At 48.4% G+C, this 17,367-nt stretch carries 14 protein-coding genes; 4 read left to right on the forward strand and 10 right to left on the reverse strand.

The annotated features are described in order from the left end of the window. Positions 1-17 precede the first annotated feature (17 nt). The 10 genes from HB364_RS16100 to HB364_RS16145 all read right to left on the reverse strand — a co-directional run bounded on the left by HB364_RS16100 (position 18) and on the right by HB364_RS16145 (position 8,832). Positions 18-782: an SDR family NAD(P)-dependent oxidoreductase gene (locus tag HB364_RS16100; protein WP_167289242.1), complete on the reverse strand. Its 765-nt coding sequence runs from the start codon at positions 780-782 to the stop codon at positions 18-20. An 89-nt stretch (positions 783-871) separates the two neighbouring features. Continuing rightward, positions 872-1,783 (reverse strand): helix-turn-helix domain-containing protein, encoded by a 912-nt coding sequence (locus HB364_RS16105; RefSeq protein WP_167289243.1) that lies wholly within the window; start codon positions 1,781-1,783, stop codon positions 872-874. A gap of 80 nt (positions 1,784-1,863) precedes the next feature. Continuing rightward, on the reverse strand, positions 1,864-2,649 hold the full coding sequence (locus tag HB364_RS16110; RefSeq protein ID WP_167289244.1) for an L-fucose dehydrogenase: 786 nt from the start codon (positions 2,647-2,649) through the stop codon (positions 1,864-1,866). 12 nt (positions 2,650-2,661) lie between these two features. Then, a complete protein-coding gene (locus HB364_RS16115; protein ID WP_167289245.1) occupies positions 2,662-3,516 on the reverse strand; it encodes a fumarylacetoacetate hydrolase family protein in 855 nt (284 codons plus the stop codon). 23 nt (positions 3,517-3,539) lie between these two features. Then, complete coding sequence (locus HB364_RS16120; RefSeq protein WP_167289246.1) at positions 3,540-4,109, reverse strand: LutC/YkgG family protein; 570 nt, start codon at positions 4,107-4,109, stop codon at positions 3,540-3,542. Between the two features lie 11 nt (positions 4,110-4,120). Continuing rightward, positions 4,121-5,500, reverse strand: a complete 1,380-nt coding sequence (locus HB364_RS16125) for a LutB/LldF family L-lactate oxidation iron-sulfur protein (protein WP_167289247.1) — start codon at positions 5,498-5,500, stop codon at positions 4,121-4,123. 15 nt (positions 5,501-5,515) lie between these two features. Further along, positions 5,516-6,253: a (Fe-S)-binding protein gene (locus HB364_RS16130; protein ID WP_167289248.1), complete on the reverse strand. Its 738-nt coding sequence runs from the start codon at positions 6,251-6,253 to the stop codon at positions 5,516-5,518. 51 nt (positions 6,254-6,304) lie between these two features. Next, complete coding sequence (locus HB364_RS16135) at positions 6,305-7,069, reverse strand: SDR family NAD(P)-dependent oxidoreductase (protein ID WP_167289249.1); 765 nt, start codon at positions 7,067-7,069, stop codon at positions 6,305-6,307. Positions 7,070-7,128: 59 nt separating this feature from the next. Then, on the reverse strand, positions 7,129-8,415 hold the full coding sequence (gene fucP / locus HB364_RS16140) for an L-fucose:H+ symporter permease (protein ID WP_167289250.1): 1,287 nt from the start codon (positions 8,413-8,415) through the stop codon (positions 7,129-7,131). 15 nt (positions 8,416-8,430) lie between these two features. Beyond that, complete coding sequence (locus HB364_RS16145) at positions 8,431-8,832, reverse strand: L-rhamnose mutarotase (RefSeq protein WP_246228504.1); 402 nt, start codon at positions 8,830-8,832, stop codon at positions 8,431-8,433. A 298-nt stretch (positions 8,833-9,130) separates the two neighbouring features. Between HB364_RS16145 and HB364_RS16150 the strand changes: the two genes are divergently transcribed. The 4 genes from HB364_RS16150 to HB364_RS16165 all read left to right on the forward strand — a co-directional run bounded on the left by HB364_RS16150 (position 9,131) and on the right by HB364_RS16165 (position 17,365). Continuing rightward, on the forward strand, positions 9,131-12,295 hold the full coding sequence (locus HB364_RS16150) for a SusC/RagA family TonB-linked outer membrane protein (RefSeq protein ID WP_167289251.1): 3,165 nt from the start codon (positions 9,131-9,133) through the stop codon (positions 12,293-12,295). A gap of 11 nt (positions 12,296-12,306) precedes the next feature. Continuing rightward, on the forward strand, positions 12,307-13,893 hold the full coding sequence (locus HB364_RS16155) for a RagB/SusD family nutrient uptake outer membrane protein (RefSeq protein WP_167289252.1): 1,587 nt from the start codon (positions 12,307-12,309) through the stop codon (positions 13,891-13,893). A 46-nt stretch (positions 13,894-13,939) separates the two neighbouring features. Beyond that, a complete protein-coding gene (locus tag HB364_RS16160) occupies positions 13,940-14,779 on the forward strand; it encodes a hypothetical protein (RefSeq protein WP_167289253.1) in 840 nt (279 codons plus the stop codon). Positions 14,780-14,902: 123 nt separating this feature from the next. Next, positions 14,903-17,365: a glycoside hydrolase family 2 protein gene (locus tag HB364_RS16165; RefSeq protein WP_167289254.1), complete on the forward strand. Its 2,463-nt coding sequence runs from the start codon at positions 14,903-14,905 to the stop codon at positions 17,363-17,365. Positions 17,366-17,367: the final 2 nt, after the last annotated feature.

The raw sequence follows: 17,367 nt of genomic DNA on the forward strand, positions 1-17,367 counted from the left end.
TGTGAAGATGCACTTGGTTAAATATTCATCCCTCCTGATACCTCAATGCGCTGGCCATTGATCCACCGTGCCTCTTCGGTGCAAAGGAAGGCCACCACACCGCCAATATCTTCCGGCAGACCGGCGCGGCCCAGTGCCGTGACATTGCGCACGAATTGGTTCACCTGCTCATTATCCCGCACATGACCACCGCCAAAATCCGTTTCTATAGCGCCGGGCGCCACCACATTGGCTTTAATGCCCCGCACACCCAACTCTTTGGCCAGGTAGCGTGTAAACACTTCGATGGCGCCTTTCTGCGAAGCATAAGCGGAATAACCCGGCATGCTGAAACGGGCCAGCCCCGAGGATATATTAATAATCCCGCCGCCGTCATGAAGCATAGGCAATGCTTTTTGCGTCAGGAAATAAACACCTTTAAAGTGTACATTCACTAATTCATCAAACGCTGCTTCGCTCACCTCTCCAACAGGAGCCTGGTAACCAATACCGGCATTGTTAACCAGGTAATCAAAATGATCTGCTGCAAATACTTCTTTGAGGGTGCGCTTTACGGCTACAAAAAATTGGTCGAAGTTTTTAATATCCCCGGTATCCAGGCGCAGGGCGGCTGCCCGGCCACCGGCTTGCTGTATCTGTGATACTACGCTGAGCGCTTCTTCCTGACTGTTTTTATAAGTGAGTAATACGCCGAGCCCTTTCTTTGCCAGTTGAAGGACCATGTCTTTTCCCAGTCCGCGGCTACCGCCGGTTACCAGGGCAATTTTACTTGTCTGTTCCATCTTTATCATTGAATTTTTATCAATGCAAAGTTTGGACGAAAGAGGATCACGCTGTTTGCGCGCATCAATCTGTTATTTGCAAAATTCAATCAATGCCCGGAACGGAAGGCGAGTGGAGAGACTTCGGTATGCTTGCGGAAGAAATTGGAAAAATGCGCTACCTGCTCAAAGCCCAGGCAATACGCGATCTCCGATACATTCCATTCCGTTTGCCGCAACAGGATCTTGGCTTCCTTTACAATCCTGCCATTGACCAGGTCGGTCGTGGTCTTGCCGGTACTTTCCCGCAGCACCTTATTGAGGTGGTTCACATGAACGGCCAGCCCTGCTGCATAATCTTTGGCCGTGCGCAGCCTCAGTTGCTGGTGGGTAGACTCGATGGGAAATTGCCGCTCCAGCAGTTCCACAAACAGCGAGGAGATACGTTCTGCAGCAGTATGCGTGGGATAATTGGCCGTTACGGGTTGCAGCTTCTGTCCGAAGTGGATCAGCTCCAGCACATAATTCCGTATCAGGTCATACTTATAGAGATAATCAGAGGCCAGCTCCTTTTCCATCTTCCGGAAAATAGCGGCAATCTCATCCCGCTGCTCTTCCGAGAGCTGGAAAATGGGATAACCACCGGCCTTGAAAATAGGCAGGTCATCAATCTGTACGCCGCTCTTTACTTCCCGGAGAAATTCATCGGTAAAAACACAGAAATAACCCGACTGGTCAAGATCATAGGGTACATAGTTATAAGGCACCCGCGGGGTGGCGAACAGGAGGGCATTCTTTTCTATCTCGATCACCTTATCGGCATACTCGGCCCTGTTCCTGCCGATGATCAGGCTTATTTTATAATAGGCGCGCCTGTTGTAAGGCATCTCCGGCTTCTTGCGGAGCCTTTGCATCAGCTCTTCCATATTAAACACATTGAAGTGGCCAATCTCCCTGTTAATGGTGGAAGGAATATTAGCGCGCACGTCTTTATAAAAATCTTCAATGGTCTTGATCTTCATAATATTTGTAAAAATCAAATATACGAAAAGGCCGGCACTGGGAGTGTACCGGCCTTTGGGAGAACTATATTTTGAATTGTTTATTGACTGATCGCCCTGTCTAAATGTACATAACCGCCATCTACATGGATAAGCTGACCAGTCGTATGGCTCGACCTTTCAGACAACAGGAAGGCCGTGGTATTGCCCAGTTCTTCGGAAGTGGTCATGCGGTGCTCCAGGGGTATCTTGGATACAATGGAAGCCAGTTTTTCTGCTGAATTGGGCAGACTGCTGATCCACCTTTCATACAGCGGCGTCCAGCATTCTGCTACAATGATCGCATTTACCCGGATGCCATAGGGGAGGAGCTCTACGGCCCACTCACGCGTTAAGGCATTGCGCCCGCCATTGGAAGCGGCATAGGCGGAGGTGCCGCCCTGACCGGTTTCTGCGGTCTTGGAACTGATATTCACAATAGCGCCTTTCGACTTCTTCAGCTCCGGCAAAGCATAATGCGCTACGAGGTAATAATGCACCAGGTTCTTGTGAAGGGAAGCGATGAAGGCTTCATAACTGCCGTTTTCCAGTCCTACGCCATCATTCACGCCGGCATTATTCACCAGTCCGTCTATACGGCCAAATTGTTTGATCACTGCTTTTACTGCCTGTTCACAGGCTTCGGGTTTGGTAAGCTCTGCTACCACCTGCGCTGCCTGGAAACCGGCTGCCTGAATATCGCTGACCGTTTTCAGGTTATCTTCCTCATTACGGCCCAGGATAACCGGGATCGCGCCTTCTGCTGCCAATACTTTGGAGATGCCTTCACCAATCCCTTTAGCGCCGCCTGTTACAATAATGACCTTATCTTTTAACTGGAGATCCATATGGCTGATTTTTTAAGGTTGATATGCTTTTGCTACCTGTTTGCTGGTACCCAGTCCGTCAATGCCCAGTTCCATTACATCACCTGGTTTAATATAAATGGGATTGGGCTTTTGTCCCAGGCCCACACCTGCCGGTGTACCGGTGGAAATAATATCGCCCGGCAGCAGGGTCATGAACTGACTGAGGTACGATACAATGAAATTCACATTAAAGATGAAGTTGCTGGTATTGCCATCCTGCATCATTTTACCATTCACCGACAGCCATAACCGCAGACTGTTGGGGTCTTTGATCTCGTCGGCAGTAGCAATCCAGGGACCTAATGGCGCAAAAGTGTCACAGCTTTTCCCTTTTACCCATTGACCGCCACGTTCCAGTTGGAATTCGCGTTCGCTGTAATCATTGTGCAGGGCATAACCGGCTATATATCCGGCTGCGTCTTTCTCTGTCACATAGCTGGCTTTCTTACCGATGATCACGGCCAGTTCTACTTCCCAGTCGGTTTTCTGGCTATTCTTAGGAATAATAAGATCATCATTGGGACCTACAAGGGCAGTCGTGGATTTGAAGAATACCACTGGCTCTTTGGGTGGCTCCATATTGCTTTCTTTGGCATGGTCGGCATAATTGAGGCCGATACAAATGATCTTGGAAGGCCTTACCTGCGGAGCTGCCCAGCGTACAGCCGCCGGTACTTCCGGTAAGGAAGGCTTTTGGTCAAGCGCTGCTTTCAGTTTGGCAATGCCATCTTCAGTAAAGAAGGTCTCATCATAATCACGGGTGATAGCCGAAGTATCGTATCGCTTTCCATCCAGTAAAATACCCGGTTTTTCGTTGCCAGGCTCTCCAAATCGGATTAATTTCATAACGCTAAGTATTGTTTAAATATTCAATTTTCAACGATGAACACCTGCAGGCTCCTGGGTCCATGTGCACCGATGACCAATGATTGCTCAATATCGGCTGTTTTGGACGGGCCTGCAATGAATACGCCATACGCCGGATTTTGCCGGCCCATTACCCCATAAGCCTGGTGCATATTGCCCACCAGGGTTTCCTTTTCGATCAGCAATATTAAATGTTGTGTAATAAAAGGCAGTACCCTTTCCACACAATCTTTATCTGTTAACCATATAGCGCCGTTCTCCGCTACGCCCAGTTGCCCTTTTAAGACCACTACATCCAGTAAGGCCACTTCTTTCAGCAGTTCCTTGTTGGAAGCGGTATCGCCTGCTATAAAATTGGCAATGCGTTGGGCGTCGGGGTATATTGCTTGTATCTTTTGCGTCAGCTCCTGCTGGCTCTTCAATAGTGTTACAGCGCCGCCGGCCTTGGTAATGGCTGCCGTGAAGGCTGCTACCAGGTCATTCGCCGCATAAGTAAAAGAAGGTAGCTCCGGTAAAGATACCAGTGCTGGTTTGTTCTGTTTGGCTGCGTTTAATATTTTATCTCTGCTCACTAATAAACCTATTATTTGTTTCCGTTCTTCTTATACCACTCCCGGAAGCTCTCTTTCGGTGGCTCGGGCAATTCCCGTTGCCGGGCCCAGGGATTCAGCTTTTTATTCAAGGCCAGCGAAGGGAACCAGCGCAGGAACCTGCGCGCCCATTTGCCCGCAAAACTATAGCGTGCCGGCGAGGACAATACGCCCGCCATTATCTTCATACTGGCCGTCTTCGCCGCAGGCATATAGCCTTCCTGCGTCAATACCTGCCGCCATTGGTACAGTTGATTATGGATATCAATCTTCACCGGACATACATCTGTACAGGAACCGCAAAGGGTAGAGGCGAAGGGCAGGTCGGCATTCTTGCGCATATCTAAATTAGGCGCCAGTATCGCACCGATAGGCCCTGCGGTGGCATTGTGGTAGCTGTGCCCGCCACTGCGCCGGTATACCGGGCAGGTATTCAGGCAGGCGCCGCAACGGATGCACTTTAATGAATTGCGGAAAGCCTCCCGGCCCAGTTGGGTAGTGCGGCCATTGTCAACAATCACAATGTGCATCTCGGAACCCGGCACCGGTTTCCTGAAATGACTGGAATAAGCGGTAATATTTTGTCCCGTCGCATTCCTGGCCAGCAGGCGCAGGAATATGCTGAGGTGTTCGGTACGCGGTATCAGCTTCTCAATGCCCATGCAGGCAATATGTACCTTGGCCAGGTGGGCGCCAAGATCGGCATTGCCTTCATTCGTACATACCACGATGGCCCCTGTCTCGGCTACGGCGAAATTGACGCCGGTAATGGCAATATCGGCTGCCAGGAACTTCTCCCGCAGATGGGCGCGTGCCGCCAGCGCCAGGTATAAAGGATCGGAAGCGCCTTTTGGGGTGCCGAGGTGTTGATGGAATATCTCGCCTACCTCTTCCTTTTTAATGTGGATGGCAGGCAATACAATATGGCTGGGTAACTCTTTATTCAGTTGTACGATGCGCTCACCCAGGTCCGTATCTACCACTTCAATGCCCTGTGCTTCGAGGTATTCATTCAGGTGGCATTCCTCGGTGAGCATCGACTTGCTTTTTACGATCTTCTGCGCGCCATGCTTTTGCATAATGCCATGCACAATGCGGTTATGCTCCGCTGCATCGGCGGCCCAGTGAACAGTAACGCCATTGCTGATGGCGGCTGCTTCAAACTCCTGCAGGTATTCATCCAGCCGGGAGAGGGTATGGTCTTTGATCTGCGATGCCAGCTCACGTAGCTGCTCCCATTCGGGGATCTCCTGTACGATCTTATCCCTTTTGTGCCGCACAAACCACAAAGTCTCATCATGCCATTGTACCCGTTCCTTATTCTTAAGGAACGTTGCGGCAGCCTCGGGATGTGGTATAGTAGGTGTGTTCATTCTTTTACGTTGCTTTTATAACCCTGCTACCAGTACCTCTGAAATATGCATCACCTCAAAAGGCAGTTGCTGCCTTCTGATCAATCCCTCCTGGTGCATCAGGCAGCTCACATCAGTGCCGGTGATCACGGTAGCCTCGTGCTTTGTATAATCATCAATACGCGACAATCCCATGGCCGATGACACTGCCTCTTCTGTAACACAGAACGTGCCGCCAAAGCCGCAGCATTCATCGGGCCTGTCCAGCTCTACCAGCTCCAGTCCTTCCACCATTTGTAGCAATTGTACCGGTTTGGAAAAAAAGGGTAATACTGTTTCAGAAGAGGAGGCCAGCTTCAATCCCCTTTGTCCGTGACAACCCTGGTGCAGGGCCACCTTTTTTGGGAAAGAGGCTTTAATGGCTTTCACCTGTACCACATCGGTCAGGAATTCACACAGCTCATATACCCTTTGGCGGATGGTAGTGGCGGCAGCTTCCTGCCGCTCATCATGCAGGTGGTCCTTTACATGCAATACACAACTGCCGGAAGGGGAAACGATATAATCATATCCTGCAAAGGCTTTAATGAAATTGCTGTTACAGGAGCCGGTTAAATGTTCATACCCGCCGTTGGCCATGGGCTGGCCGCAACAGGTTTGCTGCATCGGGTATTCTACCTGCACCCCCAGGTGTTGCAACAGCTTCAGGGTAGCAATGGCCACTTTCGGATAGAACTGATCTACATAGCACGGAACAAACAGGGCAACACGCATGCTTTGATTACTGATTATTTATTAGTGATTATTCCTTTGCTTCGCCTGTTGCTAACTATTCAACTTAATAAATCCACCATCAATAGGGTAATCGCAACCGGTGATGAAGGACGCTTCATCACTGCACAGGTACAGGATCAGGGCGGCTACCTCTGAGGGTTCGGCCATACGGCCGATGGGTTGGGTCTTGGACAGCTTTTCAAACATCTCCGCTTCACGGCCGGGATAACTGTTCTTTAAAAACCCATCCACAAAAGGCGTATGCACCCTGGCCGGAGAAACAGAATTGCAACGGATATTCTCATGGATATAATCTTTGGCTACCGAGAGCGTCATCGCCATCACAGCGCCCTTGGCGGTGGAATACACAAAGCGGTCCGACAAGCCTACCCAGGCAGCAATAGAAGCCATATTCACGATCACGCCACCTTTGGCCGCCCTGAATTGGGGGATGGCGGCAAACAGGCAGTTATAGGCTCCTTTTACGTTTACATTCATCACACGGTCGAAATCAGCCTCTGCCGTAGTGTCGGCTTTGCCAATATGGGCAATCCCGGCATTATTCACCAGTATATTCAGCGCGCCGATCTTATTAAATGTTTCCACTACTTCTGCCTGGTTGGCCACATTGCAGCTATGGGCGAAGGCTTTGCCGCCTGCGGCAGTGATTTCCTGTACGGTGGCCGCTGCATTCTCTTCGCTGAGCTCAATAATATGTACTTCGGCTCCCTGTTGGGCAAACAATACGGAAATGGCTTTGCCAATGCCGCTGCCTCCTCCTGTTACTACTGCTTTTTTACTGGCTAATGAAAACATTGTATTCAATCAATTAAACGTGTAAAATTATATGGATCACTATAAGTAACTATCCTGCTCTAAGCTGCCTTGATCTTATGTCCTTTCCAGCCAAAATAAAACACTACTACAAAACAAAGCAACGGTATCACATAGCCATACTGGATATTTTCAGTGGCGTCGGCAATGATGCCTAACAAGGGGGGTAACAAAGCGCCTCCGACAATAGACATGACGATGAGGCTGGACCCCAGTTTTGTATCCTTACCCAGGTCTTGTATGCCCAGTGAAAAGATAGTAGGGAACATAATGCTCATAAAGAAAGCGATACCGATCAATGCATATATCACGATCATTCCTTCTCCAAATATGGCCAGCAGGGAAAGTATGATATTGATAATGGAATAGATGGCCAATAATTTAGCTGGTTGTATATATTTCATCAGGAAGGTGCCTGCAAAACGGCCTGCCATAAAGGCCAGTCCATACCCCAGTCCCAAATAATATTTGGAAGCCATTTTTTCTTCCAATCCCATAGTAGTAGCCATCCTGATAAAGAAGCTGGAAACACATACCTGGGCGCCTACGTAGAAAAACTGCGCAATGACAGCCCAGGTAAGGTGTTTATAACGGAAAGCATGTAAAAAATTGCTGCTTTGGTCATCGCCTTCTTCTTTCGTGTCAGGCATCTTGGTGAAATAAATCACAACGGCTACCAATAGTATGATCAATCCCAATATCAGGTAAGGCATCTTTACACTGTCGGCTTCCGATTGCAGGTAAGCGTCCCGCACATTGGCGCCCATCGCTTCCAGTTCCTGCTCGGTATAATTTTTACCGGAAAGAATAAACGTGCCGCCGATAAAAGGCGCTATCATAGCGGCCAGTCCATTGAACGACTGGGCCAGGTTCAGGCGTTGAGTAGCTGATTCGGGCGGGCCCAATACAGTAGCGTAAGGGTTGGCCGCAGTCTCCAGGAAAGTTAAGCCGCAGGCGATAACGAATAGTGCGCCCAGGAAGAAAACATATTCCCTGGTATTGGCTGCCGGGATAAACAGAAAACAGCCTATGCCAAAGAAAATAAGGCCCAGCAGGATACCCGATTTATAACCAAACTTGCGCATCACATAACCTGCAGGCAGGGCCATCAGGAAATAAGCGATAAATACTGCTGAATCAACCAGCGAGGATTGCAGGTTATTCAGCCGGAAGGCTTTTCTCAGGTGCGGTATCAGAATAGGGTCGAGGTTGTGCACAAAGCCCCAGAAAAAGAACAGGCTGGTAACAAGGATAAAAGGGAATAGTAACTTTTTCCCGGTACCGGCGGTTTGGGTTGCGGAGAGTGTAGGCGAAGCAATTCCTGGCATAGATGGATGTTTTAACTATAGCGGTTGGTTGTTTAAATCAAATATCTTGTTCATCAGTAACCATTTTTCCCCTGGTTTTGCAGAAGGCAGGGCCTGCTGGTATTGCCACATCAGGGTTTCCCACTTTTGTACCGTGGGGTTGGCGGCATCGGCAATACTCTTCTTATCAAAAGAAAAATCATCATTCACTTCCATGATCATGAAAAGGCGGTTCCCGAGGCGGTAGATCTCCAGGAGCTCAATGCCACTTTCCCGGATGGATTGAAGGATCTCAGGCCATACTGCCTGGTGATAAGTTTCATATTCTGCGATCAATACCGGGTCGTTCTTCAGATCCAGTGCCAGGCAATATCGTTTGTTGGTATTCATATATTTATACAAAATGATCGAAAGTAAACCAAGGATGGGTGAATCCATCCTGCGCCATCCCGTGTTTTTAACCTCAATATTCATCAATGTTCGTGAAAATACGCATGCCTTGCCAAAATAGTTTATTATAATGGCAATAACATGAAATCCAGCTTGGCGATTTGTTCCTTAATTGCATGCGTAACCTGCTAAAACCCGCAATTAAAAAACGGCTAACATTAATTGCTATATCAGTCCCGGCACTTGTGTCGGGAACGCAGGGTTTATAAACCCCATTACAAAACGTTCGCACCATCACCGTACGTGCTATTACGGCGATGGTAAACACTTGAAAATTGCATGCTTTATGGAAAAGAAGCTCTCTCCGGCTACCCGGGTTCTGTACAGGACCAGGCCCTGGTGGTATCTCCCCCTTTTCGTCTTGCTCTCCTTGTCTTTGTATTCCTCAGCACAAACACAATCCCGCCAGGTGGCAGGTACCGTATCGGATGCCAAGGGTAATCCGTTAACAGGTGTTACCGTCAACCTGAAGGGAAGTGCAACAGGAGTCACTACCGGCCCCGATGGAAAATATTCCATTGCGGTTACCGGCGATAAGGCAGTACTGGAATTCTCTTATGTAGGGTACCTTACCAAAGAAGAAAAAGTAGGTACCCGGTCGGCAATCAGCATTACCATGACGGAAGGGACCTCCAACCTCGATGAAGTGGTGGTGATCGGTTATGGCCAGTCCATGCGGAAAAGAGATGTGGGCGCCGCCATTTCCTCTGTGAATGCCAAACAGATACAGGAGCGCCAGCCGGTGAACCTGTACGATGCCTTGCAGGGCCAGGCGGCTGGTGTATTGATCATGAATGATAACGGAGAACCTGGCGCACAGGGTTCTATACAGATTCGCGGTGCGAATACGCTTTCTGCCGATGGCAATACGCCGCTGTATATAGTGGATGGAGTGATCTCCGACAATGCCTCTTCGATTAATCCTAATGATATTGAGCGGGTGGAAGTGTTGAAAGATGCTGCTTCCGCCTCTATCTATGGTGCCCGTTCTGCTGCAGGGGTTATCCTCATCACCACCAAAAAAGGGAAGGAAGGCAAGCCAAGGGTAGATGTTCAATATTCCAGGGTGTACGGTAAGCTGGCCCACAAGATACAGCAGGCCAATGCGGCAGAATATCGCCGGTACAGGAAGATGCAGGGGGGGAATCTTTATGGCAGCGCCGGTAACCTGACCGATTCCCTGAACCCATCCTTTAATACAGACAATGATCTGCAAGACCTTTTACTGGGCAATACTGCTGAGCGCGGCGATCTGAAACTGAGCGTAAGCGGTGGCCAGAAAGGAATGGCCTATTATGGTAGTCTCAACTACATTGACGATAAAGGTATCGCATTGAACACCTGGTACAAATCCATCCAATCACGCATCAATACTGAATTCAAGGTTTCTCCCAGGTTCAAATATTCCAATAACCTGTCATTCTTCTGGTCGTTCGGGAACTTTACCAGCATCAACAACTCCCTGCGGCCTGTGTTTGACCGGCCATCTTACCTGCGTATCTACAATCCTGATGGCACATTGACCAGTTACCTTTCTTCAAAAAGGAACCCGGTAGCCAATGCTTTGCTGGAAGACAATACGCGTGAACAGCTCAAGGCGCAAATGAACCACCAGATAGATTATGACATCACCAAAGATCTGCGGTTTACTGCCAGCTTCAACGCACAACTGACAAGCCTGCTGGGCTTTTATTTTGCTCCACGGTTCCTGGATGATGGAGGCAATGAGAACTTTGCCCGGAACGATAATAACAGGGGATTCGACTGGCTGGTCCAGGGATTCTTAAACTACAACAAAAAATTTGGGGAGCATAGCGTAATGGCCATGGCGGGCGTTCAAAAGGACAGAGAAAAGGACGACAACACCCACCTGGAAGGAAAGAATTTTGTAGTAGAAACTTCCTCTTATGTTAAGGGCAATTTTATGGACAACCTTTCTGCCCAGTATTCCAACGCAAGCGCCGTTTCTACCGCTTCTGCATTTGGCCGGGTGGGCTATAGCTTTAAAGAAAGGTATATTTTCCAGGGCACTTACCGCAGGGATGCTTCCTCAAGATTTCATCCTGATCACCGTGTAGGTAATTTCTTTGCCGGTTCTTTGGCCTGGCGCTTTTCTGATGAAAAATGGATGAACTGGGCGGCAGGACCGTTGTCCGACGGTAAGCTGCGGTTTAGCTGGGGTCAAACCGGTAATGACAGGGTAGGTAATTATGAATACCTGCAACTGATTAACCAGGGTAATACCAGCTATAATAATGTACCAGGCGCCGTCTTAAACAGCACTTTTGGTAATAAAGAGTTGAGCTGGGAAGCTAACGAGCAAAAAAACCTCGGTCTCGACCTTTCCTTCTACAATGGCAGGGTAACCATTGCTGCCGACTATTATATTAAAACCACCCACGATCTTTTATATCCGGAACCATTGCCCAGCCAAAACGGCTTTAGCACGGTGAAGGTGAATGTAGGCTCCATTGAAACAAGGGGTTTTGAATTTCAAATGAGCACTGTACCCATAACTACCAAAAACTTTGCCTGGAACCTGAGTGGGAATATCACTTTTGAACGTGGAAAGATCAAGAGCCTGGAAGGGGGCCAGCCCTTTATTACTGGTAAATGGCTTATAGAAGAAGGCGGCAAACTGGGTAATTTTTATGGATGGAAAAGATTGGGCATTTATCCTACCGATGTGCACAATGCCTATGATGAGGCTGGTAATAAATTAACGCCGGTAGGAGTGGAAATTGAGCATAACCTGAATAATCCAAGGCTTTCTAAAGTTACTGCTGCGGGTTATACCCTTGGCGGGAAACCCTATACTGGTGTTGTGTACCGGAAGAAAGGTGTTGGAGCGACCCTGTTGGGAGGAGATGCTGAATGGGAAGATATTAATAATGATGGTGAAATAGACGACCGCGACAGGCAGATCATTGGCAATGCGCAGCCCGATTTCTATCTCGGCGTTATCAATAACTTCTCCTACAAGCAATGGTCATTGAATGTAATTGTAAATGCTACCATTGGCGGGCAGGTATACAATAGTTTCAAACAGGGCCTTACCAACTTTGCCAATACGAATGGTCCGGCATTACCCGAAGCAGTTTGGGGAGCCTGGGTAGTACAGGGACAGGAAGGTGCTACCTATCCTTACTTCCCTGATAAAGACGACCGTGGCAGTCAGCGCGGCAGCGGCAACACCTATTTCCTGGAAGATGCTTCTTTCATCAGGCTGTCAAGCGTTCGTCTCTCCTACAGGTTCAAGCCTGAGGTGGCCAGGAAGGCTTTCATGAACAACGCCAGCGTATATGTATATGGCATCAACCTGCTTACCTGGACCGATTATACCGGTTATGATCCGGAGTTTAGTTCCAGCAATGCGCTGCAACCAGGCGATGATAACGGTAGGTATCCCAAAAGAAGGGAACTGGGCATAGGTGTTAACTTTCAATTCTAAAAAATCAGGCAATGAAAAAACAACTTTTCTATACAACCTTATTGATGGTGCTGGCTTTGGGTGGCTGTAAAAAGTTTGCCAATGAAGAGCCTTTGTCGGATGGTAAACTGGAAGATTTTTTCAAAAGCGTATATGAGGCTGATGCCGCTATGGCCGGCATGTATGCGGGTATGCAGCAATGTATGATCGGGGAGAGTCAGTTCAATAACCGGCTCACCTATTGGGGGGATGCACGGGCCGATAATATGGAACCAAGCCAGTATGCCAATAACAATCATAACGAGATGTTCTTAAATAGTTTGACCCCCAATAATACTTATTCCGACTGGGGGCCTTTATATACGATAATAGGCAGGGCTAACCTGAATATTGCGAAATTTCCCGAGATCAATAACTATGCCCGTGGTAGCCAGATCATCTCCGACGCTACTTTAAAAAGTTACCTGATGCAATGTTATACTATGCGGGCCGTGTGTTATTTCTATCTGTTGCGGATATGGGGCGGCGTTCCTATCCGTACTACACCTTTCCTTAAGCTCGATGACAATCCCAAGGCGCCCAGGGAATCAAAGGCGAAAGTAAAGGAACAGATCATTTCCGATCTGCAAACAGCTTATGACCTTATTGCTACGAAAGGTTCTACACCCATTATATGGTATCTGCACGAAGGAGCTATCGCTGCTATCATGGCGGATGTGTACATGTGGAGAAGCCACGATGATGAAATTATGCCTGAATACGACAAAGCGATTGAATGGATGAAAATATTGTTTAAATCCAAAGGCGCCACCGGCAAGGTATACAATGCCACCGGGCAAACTGTTACCGGAAGCGGCGGTGTAGCTACTGACCTGGAAACTACCGGCAACTGGAAAGGCATTTTCACGAACCCCGCTGGCAGCATTGAAACCATCTGGTCCCTTCACTGGAATGTGGATGCTAATGGTTGCCCGTGTATGGCAGGCGTATCCTCGGCCAGGAACAATACACCTATAAAAACTGCCTTTCAGATATTTAACACCTGGGGTAAAAGTACGACCGATACGCGCGGAAAACAGACCATTGACCAGTTTAAGACTGATAACTGGGACAGGGTAATAAAATGGTATGGCCCGAATGGGTTTACCAATGCAACCACTACCTATCTTACCAGTGCGCAGGCCGCATCCTTTTCGGGTACGGATAAAACTGTTTATGTACCCATGTACCGCCTGGCCGATATGTTCCTGTTGTATGCAGAGGCGTTGAATAAGACTGGTGACAGGGACAATGCCCGTAGATACCTGAACCTGGTACGTATGCGGGCCACACTGCCTGCCTATACCACTGCGGAGCTTACCACTGAAACAGAGATGGAAGATGCCATCCTGAATGAAAGACGCTGGGAGCTATTTGCCGAAGGTAAGCGCTGGTTCGACCTCGTGCGTACCGACCGGGTGATACAGATCATGGACCCCATTTTAAAGGCAAGGCAACTGGCCAATGGCGGCGCTGAAGTAGGCTTTGGTACAGATAAAAGAAAATACATGTGGCCCTTGAACCGGAATGTGATGAATGCCAATCCCAACCTGCAGCAAAATAAGCCCTATTCAGATTAGACGCATGATCCGTTGTGCTTAATGAATAACCAGTAATAAAGAGTATATGAAAAATACACGCATTTATATCACCTGTTTTCTACTGTTAACGGCCTTTTATATGACAGGCTGTTATAAGCTGCAAACTGATTATGATTATCAAAAAAGAGAGGCTGACCCTAAAGTCAATATGACCGCGAAAGACTATATCCTTTCAAGGGGTACCAGCGCTCCGAGCAACGATACTATTTTTAAATGGATGCAAAAAGCCATCGAATATTCGGGTATAGATATCTCGGAATATGAGAAGGCTGGCCGGACCTATATTTTGCTGCATACGGATGCTATTAGAAGGCTTACCAGCGGCAAGGTGACTGCCGGATTTTTCTTCGATTATCCCGTTGTGGTGAAGGATAACGCCGGTGTTCCTATAAAATCCCTGGTCAACCCTGCGTTGGATTCGCTCCGGCCAGCCGTTGCCTGGGAAGACTATTCAAAGGAAACCGTAAAGAACCTGTTGCTATACCTCATCGTTCAGGGCGAATATGGTTTTGATAACCTGACTATTAACAATAAAGCGGTAACAACCCTGTTGCCGCCCAATACCAAGGTTGACCCGAAAGAAACGAGGTTGGGATGGGTGATCACCAAAAATGAACCCAATCCAGACCCCTCTTTTGCTACCAGCGTAACTTATAGTCCAGCCCTTGGTTCGGGATTTGACCAGGAGGGCAAGATGAACCTGAAGATCCTGAATAATGATGTAGCACCCATTGTTGTCAATGATAGAGTATACAACCGTACGGCGGGGTATTATTTTACCAATGGAAGGGGCCATGTATTCAGCTCCACTGCCAGCGGTGTTCCTGGTACCGGCATGCCTCCATTCAGGTATAGCTGGTTTTAAAGGAGTTGTTTTATTAAAAAATAAAAGTTGAAAATTAATGTAAGAAGCCGGCAGTAAGGTGCCGGTTTCTTTACTTTGATAAAGATACGCTTGAACGAGTTTTGATGAAAACTGACAGAAAGCATGACTATAAGAGCATTACTGATAACCTGTCTGACCCTGTGCATCCAATCCTTACATGCCCGGCAGCAAACGCGCTTAAATAACAATTGGGAATTCCTGCGGCAGGACCTCGGCGGTATCTGGGAAGCTGTACGCCCGGTAGGCAAAGGCAATCCCGAAAGCGTGCCCTTGTGGCAGCCCGTTACCTTGCCGCATTGTGTGAATGCTTTCGATGCGGTTGATCCGGATGTAAACTATTACCAGGGACCAGCCTGGTACCGTACCCAACTGGAACTTAAAAATCCGTATGCCAACGGAAGGACCCTGCTGCATTTTGAAGGGGCCGGGCAAAAGACAGAAGTATATGTATATACTACCAAAGTAGTTACCCATGTAGGAGGCTATGATGAATTTACCGCCGATATTACCGATGCAGTCAATGCCTTTACCCAAACGGAAGTATACCAAAAGCAGTTCAAAGGGAAAGTGCCCATCGCTATCCGTACCGATAATTCCCGCGACCTCGAAATGATCCCTTCTGATCTGTCCGACTTCAACCTCTATGGCGGCATCTACCGTTACCTGAACCTCGTATACACGCCCGCTTTATCCATGGAGAAGTTATTCGCACTGGCCGAAACGGATCCTGCCGGCAAAACCGGTAAGCTCACCATCCGGTCCCGTTTTTACAATCCACAAGGTATCAGCAATACTTCCCTGGTGGTAAAACTATTTGATCCTGCCGGTAAATTGGTGCAGGACCTTACGAAAGAAATAATGATAGGCAATGGCGATATAAGCATTGCGGCATTGACAATAAAGAAACCACAGCTATGGTCAACAGAGGCGCCTAAACTCTATACCGTTGAAGTGACCTTGAAAAGGCCGGAAGGCAACTATACCCAACGCGAGAAGATCGGCTTCCGCCACTTTGAATTTGTGGACCATGGTCCTTTTAAGCTCAATGGCCAGCGCCTCCTGCTGAGGGGTACCCATCGTCATGAAGACCATGCCGGCGTAGCTGCCGCCATGACCGATGAGCAGATGCGGGCAGAAATGATCATGATGAAAGAAATGGGCGTCAACTTCATCAGGCTGGGACATTACCAGCAATCCCGTACAATTTTGAACCTTTGCGATAGTCTCGGTATTGTAGTATGGGAAGAAATTCCCTGGTGCCGTGGTGGCCTGGGCGGTGAGGTATATAAAGAGCAGGCCAGGCGTATGTTGCGCAACATGATTGAGCAGCATTACAACCATGCTTCCGTCATTATATGGGGACTGGGCAATGAAAATGACTGGCCGGGCGACTTCCCCGAATTTGATAAAGAAAAGATCAGGATCTTCATGAAGGAACTCAATGATCTTTCGCATCAACTGGACCCTACCCGTAAAACGGCTATCCGCCGCTGTGATTTCTGTAAGGATATTGTTGATGTATATTCTCCTTCTATCTGGGCGGGTTGGTACAGGGGCATCTATACCGAATACAAATCCATAACGGAGGAAGAATTTAAGAAAGTAAATCATTTTCTGCATGTGGAGTGGGGTGGCGACAGCCATGCCGGCCGGCATTCAGAAAGCCCTGATAAAGCCCTGCAGAATATAAAACCTGCCGGTGCGGCGGATGAACGCGCAGGCGATGCTTCTTTATTTGGCGGTGCTGCAAGGGCCTCCAAAGACGGCGACTGGAGCGAATCGTATATCTGTAACCTTATAGACTGGCACCTGAAAGAGCAGGAAACCATGTCCTGGCTCACGGGTACTGCGCAATGGCCCTTTAAAGATTTCTCCACTCCTGTGCGGCCCGATAACCCGGTACCTTATATGAACCAGAAAGGGGTGGTGGAGCGCGACCTGACCAAAAAAGAAGCCTACCATGTATTTCAATCTTACTGGACCAGTAAACCCATGGCGCACATCTATGGCCATAGCTGGCCGGTACGTTGGGGCGGGGCAGAAGAAGAGAAAATGGTGAAAGTCTATTCCAATTGCGATGAAGCAGAATTATTCCTCAATGGCAAAAGCTATGGGGTTAAGAAACGCAGTTCGCAGGACTTCCCGGCCGCAGGCCTGCGCTGGAACCTGCGTTTTAACAAAGGACTGAATACGATCAACGTAATAGCCCGTAAAGGAAAAGAGTTTGTACGGGATGCCATCAGCTTCCAGTACCAGACGGACACCTGGGGTAAACCGGCAAAGCTGGACCTGCAGAAAATAAAAGAAGAGAATGGCATCGCCACGGTACAGATAAGGCTGCTGGATGAAAAAGGTATTCCCTGCCTGGATGCCACCAACTGGGTACGTTTTGGCCTGGCCGGTGATGGTAAACTGATAGATAATCAAGGTACTTCGTCCGGAAGCCGGTATGTACAAACGTACAATGGCAGGGCCACCATCAACCTGCAAACCAATAAAGGCATGAATGTAGTGAGCGTGCAAAGTGCCGGCATGAAAACAGTGACGATTGAGTTAGATAATTAAGG

The sequence above is a fragment of the Paraflavitalea devenefica genome (genome assembly GCF_011759375.1).
Taxonomy (GTDB): domain Bacteria; phylum Bacteroidota; class Bacteroidia; order Chitinophagales; family Chitinophagaceae; genus Paraflavitalea; species Paraflavitalea devenefica.

Coding starts and splice junctions, on each gene's coding strand:
- HB364_RS16155 (WP_167289252.1), top strand. CDS start 12,307: ATGAAAAAACAACTTTTCTATACAACCTTATTGATGGTGCTGGCTTTG.
- HB364_RS16105 (WP_167289243.1), bottom strand. CDS start 1,783: ATGAAGATCAAGACCATTGAAGATTTTTATAAAGACGTGCGCGCTAAT.
- HB364_RS16150 (WP_167289251.1), top strand. CDS start 9,131: ATGGAAAAGAAGCTCTCTCCGGCTACCCGGGTTCTGTACAGGACCAGG.
- HB364_RS16115 (WP_167289245.1), bottom strand. CDS start 3,516: ATGAAATTAATCCGATTTGGAGAGCCTGGCAACGAAAAACCGGGTATT.
- HB364_RS16100 (WP_167289242.1), bottom strand. CDS start 782: ATGGAACAGACAAGTAAAATTGCCCTGGTAACCGGCGGTAGCCGCGGA.
- HB364_RS16160 (WP_167289253.1), top strand. CDS start 13,940: ATGAAAAATACACGCATTTATATCACCTGTTTTCTACTGTTAACGGCC.
- HB364_RS16130 (WP_167289248.1), bottom strand. CDS start 6,253: ATGCGTGTTGCCCTGTTTGTTCCGTGCTATGTAGATCAGTTCTATCCG.
- HB364_RS16110 (WP_167289244.1), bottom strand. CDS start 2,649: ATGGATCTCCAGTTAAAAGATAAGGTCATTATTGTAACAGGCGGCGCT.
- HB364_RS16165 (WP_167289254.1), top strand. CDS start 14,903: ATGACTATAAGAGCATTACTGATAACCTGTCTGACCCTGTGCATCCAA.
- HB364_RS16125 (WP_167289247.1), bottom strand. CDS start 5,500: ATGAACACACCTACTATACCACATCCCGAGGCTGCCGCAACGTTCCTT.
- fucP (WP_167289250.1), bottom strand. CDS start 8,415: ATGCCAGGAATTGCTTCGCCTACACTCTCCGCAACCCAAACCGCCGGT.
- HB364_RS16145 (WP_246228504.1), bottom strand. CDS start 8,832: ATGGATTCACCCATCCTTGGTTTACTTTCGATCATTTTGTATAAATAT.
- HB364_RS16135 (WP_167289249.1), bottom strand. CDS start 7,069: ATGTTTTCATTAGCCAGTAAAAAAGCAGTAGTAACAGGAGGAGGCAGC.